Origin of the sequence: Ornithinibacillus caprae (assembly GCF_009728145.1) — a bacterium.
Taxonomy (GTDB): Bacteria; Bacillota; Bacilli; order Bacillales; family Amphibacillaceae; genus Ornithinibacillus; species Ornithinibacillus caprae.
Genome location: NZ_WOCA01000026.1, coordinates 1 through 17,374, shown reverse-complemented (window position 1 = coordinate 17,374; position 17,374 = coordinate 1). Strand labels below are relative to the sequence as shown.

At 37.1% G+C, this 17,374-nt stretch carries 12 protein-coding genes; all 12 read left to right on the top strand.

The features are described 5' to 3' along the window. Positions 1-41: 41 nt before the first annotated feature. On the top strand, positions 42-1,397 hold the full coding sequence (locus GMD78_RS20170; protein ID WP_155671654.1) for an acetyl-CoA carboxylase biotin carboxylase subunit: 1,356 nt from the start codon (positions 42-44) through the stop codon (positions 1,395-1,397). Between the two features lie 12 nt (positions 1,398-1,409). After that, positions 1,410-1,625, top strand: a complete 216-nt coding sequence (locus GMD78_RS20165) for an acetyl-CoA carboxylase biotin carboxyl carrier protein subunit (protein ID WP_343042458.1) — start codon at positions 1,410-1,412, stop codon at positions 1,623-1,625. A 28-nt stretch (positions 1,626-1,653) separates the two neighbouring features. Next, entirely contained in the window at positions 1,654-2,433 is a 780-nt protein-coding gene (locus tag GMD78_RS20160; RefSeq protein WP_155671650.1) for an enoyl-CoA hydratase, read from the top strand. A 15-nt stretch (positions 2,434-2,448) separates the two neighbouring features. Further along, positions 2,449-3,978, top strand: coding sequence for an acyl-CoA carboxylase subunit beta (locus GMD78_RS20155; protein WP_155671648.1), 1,530 nt, complete (start codon positions 2,449-2,451; stop codon positions 3,976-3,978). A gap of 522 nt (positions 3,979-4,500) precedes the next feature. Then, on the top strand, positions 4,501-9,633 hold the full coding sequence (locus GMD78_RS20150) for a GH92 family glycosyl hydrolase (protein ID WP_155671646.1): 5,133 nt from the start codon (positions 4,501-4,503) through the stop codon (positions 9,631-9,633). 103 nt (positions 9,634-9,736) lie between these two features. Beyond that, positions 9,737-13,915 carry a beta-galactosidase, LacZ type gene (gene lacZ / locus GMD78_RS20145; protein WP_155671644.1) on the top strand — a complete coding sequence of 1,393 codons (4,179 nt, stop codon included), beginning with the start codon at positions 9,737-9,739 and terminating at the stop codon, positions 13,913-13,915. A 197-nt stretch (positions 13,916-14,112) separates the two neighbouring features. After that, complete coding sequence (locus GMD78_RS21795; protein WP_281349738.1) at positions 14,113-14,238, top strand: hypothetical protein; 126 nt, start codon at positions 14,113-14,115, stop codon at positions 14,236-14,238. Next, entirely contained in the window at positions 14,235-15,026 is a 792-nt protein-coding gene (locus GMD78_RS20140; RefSeq protein ID WP_155671642.1) for a GNAT family N-acetyltransferase, read from the top strand. The genes GMD78_RS21795 and GMD78_RS20140 overlap by 4 nt, the downstream gene beginning before the upstream one ends. A gap of 135 nt (positions 15,027-15,161) precedes the next feature. After that, on the top strand, positions 15,162-15,653 hold the full coding sequence (locus GMD78_RS20135) for a hypothetical protein (protein ID WP_155671639.1): 492 nt from the start codon (positions 15,162-15,164) through the stop codon (positions 15,651-15,653). A 75-nt stretch (positions 15,654-15,728) separates the two neighbouring features. Beyond that, positions 15,729-15,866 (top strand): hypothetical protein, encoded by a 138-nt coding sequence (locus GMD78_RS20130; RefSeq protein WP_155671637.1) that lies wholly within the window; start codon positions 15,729-15,731, stop codon positions 15,864-15,866. 184 nt (positions 15,867-16,050) lie between these two features. Continuing rightward, entirely contained in the window at positions 16,051-16,518 is a 468-nt protein-coding gene (locus tag GMD78_RS20125) for a flavin reductase family protein (RefSeq protein WP_155671635.1), read from the top strand. 217 nt (positions 16,519-16,735) lie between these two features. Then, a complete protein-coding gene (locus GMD78_RS20120; protein WP_155671634.1) occupies positions 16,736-17,203 on the top strand; it encodes a CBS domain-containing protein in 468 nt (155 codons plus the stop codon). Positions 17,204-17,374: the final 171 nt, after the last annotated feature.

Here is a 17,374-nt window from a genome sequence, read left to right as displayed (position 1 = left end):
ACACTTATATAACTTAAACACGATCAAATAGGGGAGAGATTATGATTAATAAAATACTTATTGCTAATCGTGGTGAAATAGCTGCTCGTATTATACGTACATGTAAAAGATTAGGTATACTGACTGTAGCAGTCTATTCAGAAGCCGACCAAAAATCGCCATACGTATCTATGGCTGATGAAAGCTTTCTAATTGGACCACCACGTGTTAACGAAAGCTATCTTAATGTGGATAAAATTTTGTCTGTAGCTAAGGAAAGCGGGGCAGATGCAATTCATCCAGGTTACGGGTTCTTAAGTGAAAGTGGCAGGTTTGCAGAAAGATGTGAAGCGGAAGGAATTACGTTTATTGGTCCAAAAAGTAACGTGATGGAAATGATGGGTGATAAAATTGCTGCAAGAAAAGCAATGAAAGAAGCGAACATTCCAATTGTACCTGGTACAGAGGATGCTGTAGCCTCTCCAGAAGCTGCAATTAAAATAGCAACTGAAATTGGTTACCCAATTATGTTAAAGGCAGCAGCCGGTGGTGGCGGAATTGGTATGCAGGTTGTTCATAATGACGAGGAATTAATTAAAGCTTTTGAGAGTAACACGAAGCGAGCTCAAACATTTTTTGGTGATGGGTCCATGTTTTTAGAGAAAAAAATAGATAATGCTAGGCATATCGAAATACAGTTACTAGCTGATCAACATGGGAATGTAATTCATTTATTTGAACGGGAATGCTCCATTCAACGGCGTAATCAAAAGGTAATTGAAGAAGCACCATCACCATTTATTTCAGAAGCAACAAGAAATAAAATGGGGGAGGCTGCTGTTAATGCGGCCAAAGCACTTGGATATACGAATGCTGGAACAATTGAATTTTTAGTAGACTCTGATGAGAATTTCTACTTTCTTGAAATGAATACAAGAATCCAAGTAGAGCATCCCGTAACAGAGGAAATTACAGGACTTGATATCGTCGAATTACAGCTAAGTATTGCAAATGGAGAAGAGTTAAGGTTATCTCAGCAGGATTTACGTATAGATGGGCATGCCATTGAAGTAAGGGTTTATGCAGAAGATCCAAAAACTTTCTTCCCATCACCAGGACATATAACTACATTTGATGTACCAAAAGGTGAAAACATACGTTTAGAAACAGCAGTTACAAGTAATTATGATGTAACCCCATTCTATGACCCAATGATTAGTAAGTTAATTGTTAAAGGGGCTAATAGAGCTGAGGCTATTTCTAAGTTAAAGCAAGCACTATTGCAATTTAAAGTAGAAGGAATAAAAACCAATATTCCAATGCTATTGAACATTGTTGATCATGAACATTACAAAAGAGGTAATACCACAACAGCTTTTGTTCAAGACCATTACTTAACAGGATTACATAAAAACTAAGGAGGAGATTTAATCATGACTGAAGTAAAAGCAAACATGGCAGGAAATGTATGGAAAATTGTTGTATCTGAAGGAGACTCTGTAGAGGCAGATCAAGATATCGTAATCCTAGAATCTATGAAAATGGAAATTCCAATTGCTACAGAGGAAGCGGGAACAGTAAAAGAATTAAAAGTAGCTGAAGGAGATTTTGTTAACGAAGGTGACGTACTCGCTGTTATTGAATAGATATATCTATCATAGTTAGGAGGTTCCTATGTCTTTAGTTGAATTAGAGATTTTCGAAGAACATATTGCTGTTATAAGACTTAATCGACCAGAAGTAGCAAATGCGATGTCTAAAGCATTGCTGGATGATTTGAATGCAGTAATTTCCAAAGTAAATCAAAATCATTCCATCTATTGTTCCGTCATAATTGGTACCGGTGAAAAAGCCTTTTGCGCTGGTGCTGACTTAAAAGAGAGAAAAGGAATGACAGAGGATCAAGTTATTCAAGCTGTACAGTATATTGGTCAAACAGTTACTGAGGTAGAAAAACTACGAATGCCTGTGATAGCTGCTATTAATGGAGTTGCTTTTGGAGGTGGATTAGAATTAGCGCTTGCTTGTGATATCCGAATTGCTGATGAAACTGTAAAAATGGGATTAACGGAGACATCGTTAGCTATAATTCCCGGATCAGGTGGGACACAGCGCCTACCTCGTTTGATTGGATTAGGGCAAGCGAAACGATTAATCTATACCGCTCAAGCTGTTCAGGCTGAAGAAGCATATCGTATTGGAATAGTTGAGGTTTTAGCACCACATGGTCAGGTACATGATAAAGCATTAGAATATGCTAAATTGATTGCCAAAAATGGTCCAATCGCATTAAAACAAGCAAAAACAGCAATTGATCAAGGGATTCAAACAGATATATCTACGGCTTTAGCGATTGAACATCTATGTTACAAAGAAACGATTCCAACCAGTGATAGATTGGAAGGTTTACAAGCATTTAAAGAGAAACGAAAACCAAGGTATCAAGGGAAATAAGTGGGAGGACCTGTTATGTCTTATGTAGATGAACTACGAAATAAAATAGAAGAAATTGAGAAGGGTGGTCACGATAAATACCATCAGAAAAATGAAGAAAAAGGAAAACTATTTGTTCGAAAGCGTTTAGAGTTATTATTTGATGAGGACATCGATATAGAAGATGCATTTTTTGCTAATTGTGTTGATCCCTCTCTTCCATCAGATGGTGTTGTGACGGGGATTGGAAAAATCAATGGGCAAAATGTTGCCGTAATGGCAAATGATTCTACCGTAAAAGCTGGTTCATGGGGAAAACGTACGGTTGAAAAAATAATCCGCATTCAAGAAACAGCTGAAAATCTAGAAATTCCAATGTTATATTTAGTCGATTCTGCTGGCGCAAGGATTACGGACCAAATTGAAATGTTCCCTGGTCGAAGAGGCGCAGGACGTATTTTCCATAATCAAATTAAATTATCTGGACGAGTACCACAGGTTTGCTTATTGTTTGGACCTTCAGCTGCTGGCGGCGCGTATATACCTGCGTTTTGTGATATCGTCGTTATGGTGGATGGAAATGCCTCCATGTATTTAGGATCACCAAGAATGGCTGAAAAGGTCATAGGAGAAAAGGTTTCATTAGAGGAAATGGGTGGAGCGAATATGCATTGCTCTGTTTCAGGCTGTGGGGATGTGTTAGTGAAGACAGAAGAAGAAGCAATCGATTATGCGCGTAATTATCTCGCTTATTTCCCAGCTAACTTTAGACTAAAACCTAATTCTGTTGAACCCAAAGAAGTAAAATCCTTTGAAAAATCTATAACTGATCTCATTCCAGAAAATCAAAATGCGCCATTTAATATGTATGATTTTATTAACCGCATTATTGATGAAGATAGTTTCTGTGAGATCAAAAAGAAATTCGCTCCTGAACTAATTACTGGATTAGCAAGAATCAACGGGAAGTCAGTTGGGATCATTGCTAATCAACCGAGGATGAAGGGTGGAGTATTATTCCCTGATTCTGCTGACAAAGCGGCTAAATTCATACAACTATGCGATGCGTTCAACATCTCATTATTATTCTTAATGGACGTACCAGGTTTTATGATTGGTACCAAAGTAGAAAGAGCAGGAATTATTAGACACGGTGCCAAGATGCTTGCATCCATGAGTGAAGCTACTGTACCTAAAATTTCCGTTGTAGTCCGTAAAGCTTATGGTGCAGGATTATATGCAATGGCAGGACCTGCTTTTGAACCAGATTGTTGTCTTGCATTGCCAACAGCGCAAATTGCAGTAATGGGGCCAGAGGCAGCAGTAAATGCAGTATACGCTAACAAAATCGCTGCATTACCTGAGGAGGAACGTCCTCAATTTATTAAAGAAAAACAGGATGAATATAAGAATGATATTGATATTTATCGTTTAGCTAGTGAGATGATTATTGATGCTGTTGTAGAACCAGATAAACTTCGTGATGAGTTAGTATCCCGTTATGAAGTATATGAGTCCAAAAATAATACATTTACAGAGCGAAAGCATGGAGTGTATCCAGTTTAGCTTGGTCACAAAAGTAAAAGGTTACCGTCGTTCCAAAATAAATTGATTTAATATTGTCCTTAAATTGCTTCCTTTAAAAAGCATGTAGCAATGTTACAAGAATAAGAAACGTAAGAATAATTTCAGTGCTAGCCCCTCATCTCCTTAATCGAGGTGGGGGGCTAGCATCTAATTAATTATACCTACCATATATTTAAATTCTATCACTTACCCCTTCAAACGCACTATTACTATTGTCTCAACCCTTTTCCTCATCTAAAAATAATCCATAAAATCTTAAATTAATGCTGGTAATTATCTAATAATTTCAATTAATTAATCACTAAAATGAGATTTGTAAGCGCATTCTCGATCTATTTAACTAAGGTATAAATGACTTCGAACAAAGAAAGATTTTAAACTTAGATATAATTTTAAGCGCTTACATTTCCAGATAAAACTAAGTTACATCAAGGTGGTGATAGATTCAACTAGTTAAAAATAGTATCCCTACTATAAAACTTAGCTATTAGGAGTGTGATTATGAGAAAAAAGTTTATTTCCAAGCTATCCTTATTTATTTGTCTTGTGTTATTTTTTCCCATTTTTCCATCATTGCCAATGACAACAACAACAAATGCTGCTACTACAAGTGACTTTTTCTCATCTTTTGAAGCAGATGACGCACAGATCACCTGGGAATCTACGGTGGAAATAGATCCTGATGGGAACAAAATGTCTCATGGAGTTATCGGGGAAATACCATACGATACAATCCAGGGAGATATTACGAACAAGGTAGAAAGAGTTACAGCTAGTGCTAACAACCCTCCTAATGAAATTGAATCAAATTTAATAGACCAAAGCCCGCATACGAAGTGGCTTGCGTTTGAATCTAATGCATGGATCCAATTTGAATTTGCTGAGCCACAAAATGTTATTAAGTATGCATTTACATCGGCAAATGATGCTCCTGGAAGAGATCCGAAAAATTGGACCATGTCAGGGTCAAATGATGGAGAAAATTGGACAGACATCGATGAAAGAACTGATCAAACTTTTGACAATCGATATGAAAGAAAAATCTATGAGTTTGAAAATGATGAACAATATACATTCTATCGATTTTCAATTACAGAAAATTCCGGTGATGGGTTAACACAATTAGCGGAAGTTGCACTTTCCAATGGTGTAGACGTTCCACCTCCTCCACCATCTGATATGAAGGCATATGTCGGTGATGGGCCATCTAGCAGTTATACTGGAAAAACTAATGTAGGCTGGACTGGCACAAAAGCATTAGTATACGAAGGTTTACATGAAGCAGAGGGGGAAGGTTATTCCTATAATAAGGTTTACGATGTGGACGTTGAGGTAGAATCAGAAACACAGCTTTCATATTATATCCATCCACAGTTCATGGATCAAGAAGAATTAGATTATTCAAGTACCTATGTTTCTGTTGATCTAGCATTTACGGATGGATCTTACTTGAGTGAGCTTGGGGCAGAGGATCAGCATGGTATTACACTCAACCCACAAGTACAAGGAAACTCAAACACGCTTTATCCGAATCAATGGAATTACAAACTTTCCGATATTGGTGAGGTAGCTGCAGGGAAAACCATTGATCGGATTCTGATTGCTTATAAGAATCCACATGGACCTAGTGTTTTTAAGGGAAGTATTGACGACATAAAGATTGAAAGCAACCAGGTAGAGGAAACATATGATAGTCCAGCAGAATACGTGGACATTTTAAGAGGAACAAATTCTAACGGTACGTTTTCTAGAGGAAATAATTTTCCAGCAGTGGCGGTACCGCATGGATTTAACTTTTGGACGCCAGTAACGGATGCCGGATCAACGAGCTGGTTGTATAGTTATCAGCAAGCGAATAACGAAGATAATTTACCAGAGTTAGAGGCCTTTTCCCTTAGTCACGAAACGAGCCCATGGATGGGAGACCGTCAGACATTTCAAGTAATGCCTGCAAGTGGTACTAATCCAAGTGGTGACCGCGATGATCGAGCACTTGCTTTTAAGCATGAAAATGAAATTGCAAAACCGTATTATTATAGTGTTACGTTTGAAAATGGAATAAAAACGGAAATGACTCCTACGAATCGAGCGGCGATGTTTACCTTTACTTTTACGGATGACACTTCCAACTTAATTTTTGACAATGTAAACAATAATGGTGGATTGACTTTAGATGCCGATAATCAAACAATAACTGGTTACTCAGATGTTCGTAGCGGTCTATCCACAGGTGCAACAAGAATGTTTATTTACGCAACTGTTGATAAACCGGTAAATGAAAGTGGCATGTTAACTGGTGAAGGAAGAGATAATGTTCTTGGGTTTCTACAGTTTGATACATCCGATGAGGATAAAACCGTCACGATGAAAATTGCAACTTCTTTAATCAGTGTTGAACAAGCAAAGAAAAACCTAGAACAAGATATTAAGGCTGATGATACATTTGAAGATTTGGTTGCTAATGCCAAAGAGCTTTGGAATGAAAAGCTCCGTATTATTGAAGTTGAAGGAGCAACGAAAGATGAACTTGTTACGTTGTATTCCAACATGTACCGTTTATTCTTATATCCCAATATAGCTTATGAGAATACTGGTTCCCAAGAGGATCCTGAGTATCAATACGCAAGTCCATTTTCTGATGCTGTTGGTCAAAATACACCAACGGAAACTGGTGCCAATATTGTGGAAGGTAAACCATATGTGAATAATGGTTTTTGGGATACGTACCGAACGACTTGGCCAGCATATGCATTATTGACACCAACACAAGCAGGAAATATGATTGATGGTTTTGTACAGCAGTATAAAGATGGTGGATGGATTTCCAGATGGTCGTCTCCAGGCTATGCCAACCTAATGGTAGGTACGAGCTCGGATGTGGCATTTGGTGATGCCTATCTAAAAGGTGTAACAAACTTTGATGTTGAAGCCTATTACGATTCAGCAATTAAAAATGCTGCCGTTGCAAGTAGTGACCAAAGTGTTGGGCGTAAAGGGTTAGCGACATCTATCTTTGAAGGCTACACGAGTACAGCGACAGGTGAAGGCATGTCGTGGGCCATGGATGGATATATCAATGATTTTGCCATTACCAATATGGCCAAAGCCTTACTAGAGTCAACGGACGAAGATGATCCAAAAAACGAACAGTATCAGGCTGATTATCAATACTACTTATCACGAGCACAAAATTATGTTGAAATGTTTAACCCGGAAACTGAATTTTTCATGGGAAGAACTTCATCAGGTGACTGGCGAGCTTCTGCTGAGGAATTTAATCCAGCCGAGTGGGGCGGAGATTACACGGAAACGAATGCATGGAACATGGCTTTCCACGTACCACAGGATGGTCAAGGGTTAGCTAATCTTTATGGTGGAAGAGACCAGTTAGCCAATAAGCTAGATGAATTTTTCACAACACCTGAAACAGCCCTTTATCCTGGTCACTATGGTGGTGTGATTCACGAAATGCGTGAAGCAAGGGATGTCAGAATGGGTATGTACGGGCACAGCAACCAGCCAGCACACCATATCATCTACATGTATAATTACGCTGGTCAGCCATGGAAAGCACAAGAAAAGATTAGTGAAGTAATGTCTCGACTCTACATTGGAAGCGAGATTGGCCAAGGATATTCAGGTGATGAGGATAACGGAGAAATGTCCGCATGGTATATCTTTAGTGCTGCAGGATTTTATCCATTGCAAATGGGTCTACCGGAATATGCGATTGGAGCACCACATTTTGAGGAGATGACAATTCATTTAGAAAATGGTGAAGACCTTGTCATCAAAGCTCCTAACGTTAGCAAAACCAATAAATATGTTCAAAGCCTACAGGTGAATGGTGAGAAGTACAATAAAACAACTATTTCTCACGATTTGTTAGTAGAAGGGGCAACAATTGAATTCGAAATGGGGCCAGAACCATCGGATTGGGGATCTAGTGTTGATGCATTACCAACTTCTATTACTGACCCAGCAACGGACGGTACATCATTACAACCTGATCCATTAGCTGATTTGACTAACGATAGTGATGGAAAATCATCTCATAGTGACCGAGGTGTTGCTGACCGTCTATTCGATAATAATTCAGGAACCAAGCTAACATTAGATAGTGATAAGCCTTGGGTGCAATATGAGTTTGAAGATGGAATGGAAAGGGCGACTATGTATACGATTACATCTGGTAACGATAAGGAATCTGATCCAAAGAGTTGGATTATACTAGGTTCTCGGGATGGTCAAGAGTGGACGATTGTTGATAAAAGACAGGATGAAGACTTTAAATGGCGTGAGTTCACGAAACCGTTCAAGATGCAAAATCCGGGAGAGTATTCCTATTATCGAATGGAAGTCACTGAAAATGGTGGAAGCGACACGACTCAGTTTGCTGAAATTGAATTTTTAGGATACAAGGATGTCATCGGTAATTTCGAACATGTACATGCATCATTTGAAGAAAAGCGTGATGCTGGTGACATTAGAAAACCTTTATCAGAGCAGTTAGAGAATAAATTTACACAAGCAGTAAATCAATTTGAAAAAGATCATTTCGATCAAACGATTAAGAAGCTAAATGATTTCTTAACGTTCTTAAACAAAGACTCTAACGAGATTACTGAGGAAGCGAAAGAATCACTTCGTGCGGATGTTGTCGCATTGGTTCATACTGTTGTGAACATAAATACTGGAGGTAATCCTGGGAAAGGACAATGGAAATATGATGGTGAAGTAGTACAGGTGCCAATCTTTGATATTTCTGAACTAACTGGCCCAACCGTTGAACCAGGAGAAGATGCGACCGTTTCTGTTCAAGTAGAGAATATTGGCATGTTAGCAGGGGAGAAGGAACTTCAATTTACTTTTGACGGAGAGGCCATAGGTTCTGAGACAATAACACTTGAGCCTGGAGAAAAAGAGGTTGTTTCTTTCACAGTAAGTAACGTTGAATTAGGATTGCATCAAGTAACCATCAACGAATTATCAGGGTTAGTCAAGGCATTGTATGACGCACCAGTACTATCCCTAAGCTTTGATAATGTAGAAGACTCTACAGTAATGGATGCCTCTCCATATGGACATGATGGCACACTACACGGGAATATTTCATTGGTAGATGGTATACATGGCAATGCTTTGAAACTAGATGGTGGTTATGTTGCAGTAGAATCTACTGAACTACTAAATGGTCATGATGAGTTTACCATCGCATTATGGGTAAATCTTGAAGATCCTAGTGCAGATCAGAAAATCATTGGTAAAACAACTATTGGCAATGGTTATGTGCTGGGTGTGGATGATGGTCTTTATCCAGAGGTTTGGAATGAAAATGGTAGTAGAGTTAGCTTTAATCATGGAGAAATTCCTGCTAATGAATGGACCCATCTAGTGCTTACTTGGAAGCAAAATAATCAAATGGTTGGTTATATCAATGGTCAAGAAGTGATTAGCGTGGATGCCGGGTCTATGATTGTTGGACCAGATAATAATCCACTAATCATTGGTGGAGCACCTTGGGGACCGAATGGATTACAAACAATTGGTCTGATTGACGAGGTTAAGCTTTACAAAGAAGCACTTAGCACAGAACAAATTAACCAACTCTATAACACTAATACACTCAATTAATATTATTTAAATAATTTATCGATGGTAACTCAAAAGTAATACTGAACTTTTGAGTTACCTTCTTATAAAAGAGTTAGTTATTAAATTGTTTAGGAGGTTGTTTATGTTTGTAAGAAAACTGAAGTCTAGAAATATAGTATTCTTTCTTGTTTTGCTCTTCGGTATCATTGGTCTCTCTTCCATTGGTGCAGCAGAAGAGAATACCTCAGAATGGAACGGTACACCAGAGATATTCGAGGTAAACCGTGAGGATGCAAGTGTAACTACAATTCCATACAATAACGAAAGACTAGCTATTAAAGGTGATTTAGATAGTTCGCGTTTTTATCAATCGTTAAACGGGAACTGGAAATTTCATTGGGTGGAAAATCCTAATAAAAGACCAAAAGATTTTTACCAGGTGAATTACGATGATAGTGATTGGAATACCATTCCTGTGCCTAGTAATTGGCAACTGCATGGATATGGAGAAATAATCTACCTCAACCAACGACATCCTTGGCAGGGGCACGGACGGATTGCACCACCAGAAGTTCCAATTGAACATAATGAAGTTGGCTCCTATCGCCATACTTTCCAGGTTCCTGGTAATTGGTTGGAAGGTCAAGTGAAGATTTCTTTCCAAGGTGTTAAATCAGCTTTTAATGTATGGGTAAATGGGGAAAAAGTTGGTTATAGTGAAGATAGTTTTACACCAGCAGAATTTGATATCACAGACTACGTAAAAAATGGAAAAAATACCCTAGCTGTCGAAGTTTTTCGTTGGTCAGATGGTGCTTGGTTAGAAAATCAAGATATGATTGACCTAAGTGGTATTTTCCGTGATGTCTATGTCTATGCTGCCCCTGATGTGCACATCAACGACTACAAGGTTGAAACTGACCTGGATGAAAACTACCAAGATGCAAAATTAATACTTGATGGTGAATTAGTATCACAAAAAAAGGTGAAATTAAAAGACTATTCGGTTGAAGCAAAATTAATAGATGATCAAGATAAAGTAGTACAAACAGGATTGATTGAAGTAAATGAGAATAAATTCTTTAATGAATTAGAGATTGAAAACCCGAAAAAATGGTCAGCAGAAAAACCGAATCTCTACACATTAGTATTAAATTTGAAAGATAAAAAAGGAAAGACGATAGAATCCGTAAGTACTAAGGTAGGGTTTAGAGAAGTTGAGATCAATGGCCAGCAAGTTATGATAAATGGCAAACCTATTACAATCAAAGGGGTTAACCGCCATGAGGTACACCCTGATACAGGATACGCCATGACAGAAGAACAAATACGTGAAGATATAGAAATAATGAAACAATATAACATCAATGCAGTTCGTACCGGTCATTACCCGTTCCATCCAAAATTTTATGAGCTAGCAGATGAATATGGTCTTTATGTTCTTGACGAGGCGAACAATGAATCACATGATATGAGACCATTTCCAGGTAATAATCCAGACTGGAGCGAGGCTGTATTTGATCGCATAAAAACAATGGTTGAAAGTCATAAAAATCATTCGTCCGTTATTTTTTGGTCAATGGGAAATGAAGTAGGGTCCGGTGAAGTATTTAGAGAAGCTTCAGAATGGATCAAAGAATATGATCCGACAAGACTCCTTCACTTCCAACAAGATAATAGTTTAGCAGACTTCGATAGTTATATGTATCCAGATTTGGACTTCATTGAAAGACGAGGAAATAATGGTAGACCACTGATCATGTGTGAATATGTACACGCAATGGGTAACAGTGTTGGTAACATTAAAGAATATTGGGAAATCATAGATAGCTACGATAATTTACAAGGTGGATTTATATGGGATTTTGTAGATCAATCGGTACGCCTTCCAATAGATGGTGGAGTAGATGGTCTTCCAATTGAGAGTGACTATGATGGAGAAACTTATTTCTCCTACGGTGGTGACTGGGGCGATTATGCTCATGATGGTATTTTCCTTATGAATGGTTTGCTTAATCCAGACCGAACACCACAGCCAGAACTACATTCAGTAAAGGCAGTTTATCAAAATATAGAAGTATCAGAAGCTGATTTGACTGCAAATACTATTACGATAAAGAATGAAAACTTATTTACAAATGTTCAAGAATTTGATGGTACATGGGTGTTAAAAGAGGATGGGGAAATAATTGAAGAGGGTGCAATAACAGCGGATATATCTGGTGGTGAGACAAAAGAAATTTCCCTTCCAATTGAAGAACCTGAAAACTTAAAACCTGGTGCAGAATACTGGTTAGATGTTAGTTTCAAGTTAGCGGAAGATCAACCATGGGCTGAAAAGGGCTTTGAAGTGGCTAGCAATCAACTAAAGATGCCTTATGATGTACCTAAAGCTCCTAGCTTTGATACTGACGAAATGTCCTCTCTCGATGTAATGGATGAGGATACACTTGTTAAAGTAGAGGGAGATCAATTTAGCTTAACATTCGATAAAGAACTAGGTACCATTACATCCTTCAAGCAAAATGAATTGGAATTATTAACATCTGGTCCAATTGCAAATTTCTGGCGTCCCCGTAATGACAATGATTTCATGAACGGTATGCTAGGGAGAAATGAATTATGGAAAGATGCCGGCGAAAATATGAATATCACAGATGTAAATATTCGTGAAATTAATGATAAAGTCGTTCACATACAAGTTGATGCCACTCTTCCAACTAATGGGGAGTCATTATATCGTGTTGGCTACTTTGTGTATGGCAGTGGGGAAGTCGTCGTTCGAAGCACGGTTAAGCCAAGTGTCATGCATTCTGAAATTCCGGCATTCGGAATGGAATTAATGCTACCTGGTGAATTTGACAATATTAGCTACTATGGCCGTGGTCCAGTTGAGAACTATTGGGATCGTAAGGACGGTTCACATGTTGACGTGTACAATAGCACTGTCGATGAGCAATTCTTTTCTTACCCACGCCCGCAAGAAACTGGAAATAAATCAGATGTTCGTTGGTTAACATTAACGAACGAAGACGGTAATGGATTAATGGTAGGCGGGTTACCATTATTCGAATTTTCAACTCTTCACTATGCTGAGGATGATCTGGAACAGGCGTCACATCCATTTGAGTTAACGAAACTTGATGATATTGTCTTAAACATTAACTATAAGCAAATGGGTGTTTGGAATAGCTGGACAGGAACAGCTCTTCCACAATATATGCTATATACCGACCAATCCTATTCTCATACGTATACATTACGTCCATTTACTAATGGTCAGTCTGCAATGGACTTAAGTAAACGTCACATTAATTTAGAGTTACTAGAGGATATTAAGATCAATAGCGAATCATTAGATGGATTCCATACCGATGTAACTGAATATACGCATACATTCTCTAGTGCAATCGATTCATCCATTCCTGAAGTGGAGGTGGTTCCAGCACGAGATGATGTGATTGTCGAAATGGAAGAGGCAGATGAATTACCGGGTGATACATTGATTCATGTCCGAACAGAGGATGGATTTTTAGAAGAAACTTATACCATCCATTTTGACCCTGTCACAGATCTTTATATAAGTGACATTCAATGGGAAAGTGCTACGACAGGATGGGGAACGATTCAAAAAGATTTATCCCTTGGTGGATTACCTATCACATTACTTGGTGAAGATGGTAATGGAGTTGTTTATCAGAAAGGTATAGGGATGCATGCTAATTCTGAAATTGTCTACGACTTAACTGATTGGGAATTTGACCGTTTTGAAACGTACGTTGGTGTCGAGCAACATGCCAATAGCGATGGAAATTACTTTGTCTATGAAGTATGGTTAGATGGTGAATTAGCCTACGAATCTGCTCCAATGAGAAAAAGTACACCACAAGAATTTGTTAGTATAGATATTAAAGGTAAGGAAGAACTAAAATTGGTGTATCGCACCATTGAAGGTGGAACAAATGGTCATGGACACGGTGCTTGGGCGGATGCCAAATTCCTTATGGATGATCCAGCTGACAATGAACAATTGGATAGGGCAACATTAACAATCGATCCGACAACGATTGATCCAGGTGGATTAGCACACCTATCTATTGCAGCTATGGATAGAAACGGCGATGAGATTCCTTTGGACAATAGTCAACTTGAATTCCATAGCAGTGAGCCAGACATTGTTACCTTTGATACGCAATATGAAGATTTGTTAATGTATCTCCAAAGTGACGTTGGTTCTGTTTCCTCCTTTGAAATTTGGGCAGTTGTCACAGTTGGAAACAAACAAGTAGAAACGAATCGAGTAGAAGTTAATATTAACTAATAAAGTAAAAGCCCTGTAAAATTACGGGGCTTTACTTAGTAAATAATTTCTATTTTCTACGTATTAATATGATAGATTTGCTATGTCGCCAAGAGCAAGAATTCTAAATACAATTTAAGTATTCTGTATTATCGTAAAGATAACCAAATATTTATGATAGAATGAATTCATAAATAAAGGAGTTTTGATCTTGAAAAATGAAATTAGCAGAAGGTTCACGTGGCAAGGAATCAATCCCTGCAAAGCAAAATTCAATTGAATCAGGGATGAATAAACTACTAATTTGCAAAACTATTTTTCTAAACGGGTGGTGGTCATTATGATTCCAATTGAAAAAAGTCAATATCAAGATATAATCCCTCTTCTTCATGAAACACCACTAACAACACCAACAAACGCATGGGCAATTGCGGAAAAATATATACAAGGGGAAATATTTTCTAATACAAGAAAAGATCCAAAGGCTATTCTATTTGGAACAATAGATGGTACGTATTTTGTATGCGGTGAACCTGATCAAGCATTTATAAATGATTTCACTTCCTTTTACAAAAAGAAAGAAGAGGAACGATTTACAATATTTTCTCCAACTAACAAGTGGGATGAAGTAATTGAAGATATCATAACTAGTAATACGAAAAAGATGAAAAGAACGATTCTACATATTAATAAAGATAAATATTTAAACGATGTTCGTTACATACATAACTCGGGTAGTTTTGATATTCATCCGATTACTCACGAGTCCATCTTCAGAAGCAATTATTTTAATAAAACGTATTATCAAGCATTTTGGGGGAATGTCGACCAATATGTAAAGTATGGTATTGGTTTCTATGCTACTAATCACATAAATGAAATAGTTAGTGAATGTACTTCAATTTTCAGGAGTAAAAATTATGCTAATATAGATATTCATACAACCAAGAAAGCACGGGGACAAGGAATGGCTTTCCATTTAAGCAAAGCGTTTATTGATCATTGTTTCCAACTTGGAATTTTGCCTGTTTGGGACTGTGATTGCACCAATGACGCTTCTTTAAATCTTGCTAAGAAATTAGGCTTTGACCAGTTAAGTGAATATCATCTCTATTATAAAACGGTGATTTGATTTAATTTTATTGTATTATTAAGCAGGAAAAAAGGAGTTACACATATGTGTGACTTCTTTTTTTGAATGATATTTGTTCTTATGGATAACTTATAAAAGTAAATAAAGCTATTTAAGGCGGAGGAGTGAAAGCTCTTGCTATCAAAGAGACATTTGGTATTTAATTTTGCTTTAATATTACTCCCTTGGTTATCCGTGTTTTTTCTGGATAAGCGAAATATTAAGCGATATTCACTAGCATCATTTATCATTGTTGTAATAGAAGTTTTAAATCAATTCGTTGGACAGAAGCGGAAATGGTGGTTGTTTTATGATAAACCACGTTCATTCGCTTCTGATGTATTACCTTTTAGCATTGGCCCTTATATGCCTATGGCAATGTGGGTTCTTAAGCTAACATATGGGAATTTTAAAAAGTTTCTACTACTCAATGCAGTTGCAAATGGGATGTTTGCATTCCCATTCGTACAATTGCTAAAAAAAGTAAAGATAGCCAATTTACATAAACTAAATCGATTCCAATTCTTCCTTTATTTGTTCTATAAGGCATTCATTCTTTATGGGGTTCAATACTATATTGAAAATCCAAAACGTACGAAAGGAATTATTGAAAAAAATATTATTTAATTATCAAGAGGGATAAGAGATTTAACCTATGAGTTAAACAAATAATACAACATCCAAACGGAGGGAATAGATAACATGAAAAAAGAAGAAAAATTAAATGAAGAGGCTGCATTAAATAATAATTTAGGTTCTACTATGCTACAAAGGAACAATGATATTGCTAAACAACATCAGAAACCGAAGACTTATAAAACAAACGAAACGAAAAATTAACACATAATAAGGATTTAACTATTACAAGATCATTTAGAAATGGTCTTGTATTTTTTAATCATCATTACAGTTAACCATAATATAATTATGTAAACTAATACGAGCATTTAAATTTAAATAATTTTATATAAATGGTAACCTTGTTTTAATGTATTTGTAATTAAGGGGAGAGAGGGACTTCAGCATGAATGATCGAGATTTTCGTGATGCAATGGGCAAGTTTGCTACAGGGATTACTATTGTAGCTATGCGGGATAACCAAATAGGCGTTAAAGCTATGACAGTTAATGCTTTTATGTCCATTTCGTTAGACCCAGAATTAATTGCCATTTCTATCGATAAAAAAGCTAGTATGCATGATAGATTTAAACTTTCAACATCGTTTGGTGTTAGTGTTTTATCTGAACAACAAAAGGAAGCTTCTATGGTGTATGCAAAACAAATAAAAAAAGAGAAGGATATACCTTTTATTTCGCTTGATGGTGCGCCAGTTCTAGAAGATTCCCTAACTAGCTTATCGTGTAAGGTCAGTGATTTGGTGGAAGCGGGAGATCATACCATCGTAATAGCAGAAGTTACATCCCTTTCTATGAATAACGGTGAGCCGCTGCTATTCTTCGAAGGTAAATATCGAGAAATCACATCGAATTAATGTACACATTTGCCAACCAAAATTAAATGGTTGGTTTTTATTTATCCCGCATGTAACTGTCAGGCCGACAAACAACGTGACAACCTATCGCATTGTCGGCATTAGCACTTCCTGTTCGCCGTAACCCCCCACTGATTGAAGATTCACTTTATCTTCATTTGTTTTTAAACCTTTCGTTTTATATAATTACTATTAACTCTAACAAGAAGGTGTTTGAATGAAAATACGGGATTTCATGATTACGGATGTAATTAGTGTAACGGAATCAACAACGATCAAAGAATTATTAAAAATTCTAGTTGCAAACAAGATTGGGGGAGTTCCAGTTGTAGGTGACAATGGAGACCTAATTGGAGTGATTAGTGATGGAGATGTAATTCGTTATGTAAAACCTCAAGGTAGAACTGTTTATGATATGTTCTCACTAGTATTAGTAGCTGAACAAGAGGATTTTCAAGACAAATTAACGTACTGCCTTGATTTCCAGGTCTCAAAAATTATGCGTACGAAAGATATTATAACAGTAAATGAGTCACAAAGGCTTGAGGAAGCCTTGAACATATTCTCTAAACACCGGATTAAAAAAATACCTGTAATTGATGAAAACAAGAAACTAATTGGTGTAGTGAGTCGTGGAGATATTCTTCGTTATGTATATAACCAAATAATCAATAAAACTCCCTAAGTAGGGAGTTGCAGGCTGTCGAAAAACCCTCGACAGCCTGTTTTTATTTAGAATACTTTAACAATTCACCGCGTTAATTTGTTATAATATAAGTAACAATACAAGGCGGTGGTAACTGTGTTTCATACTAGAAATAATACTCAAAATGAAGTGGAATTTGTAAGTATAGAA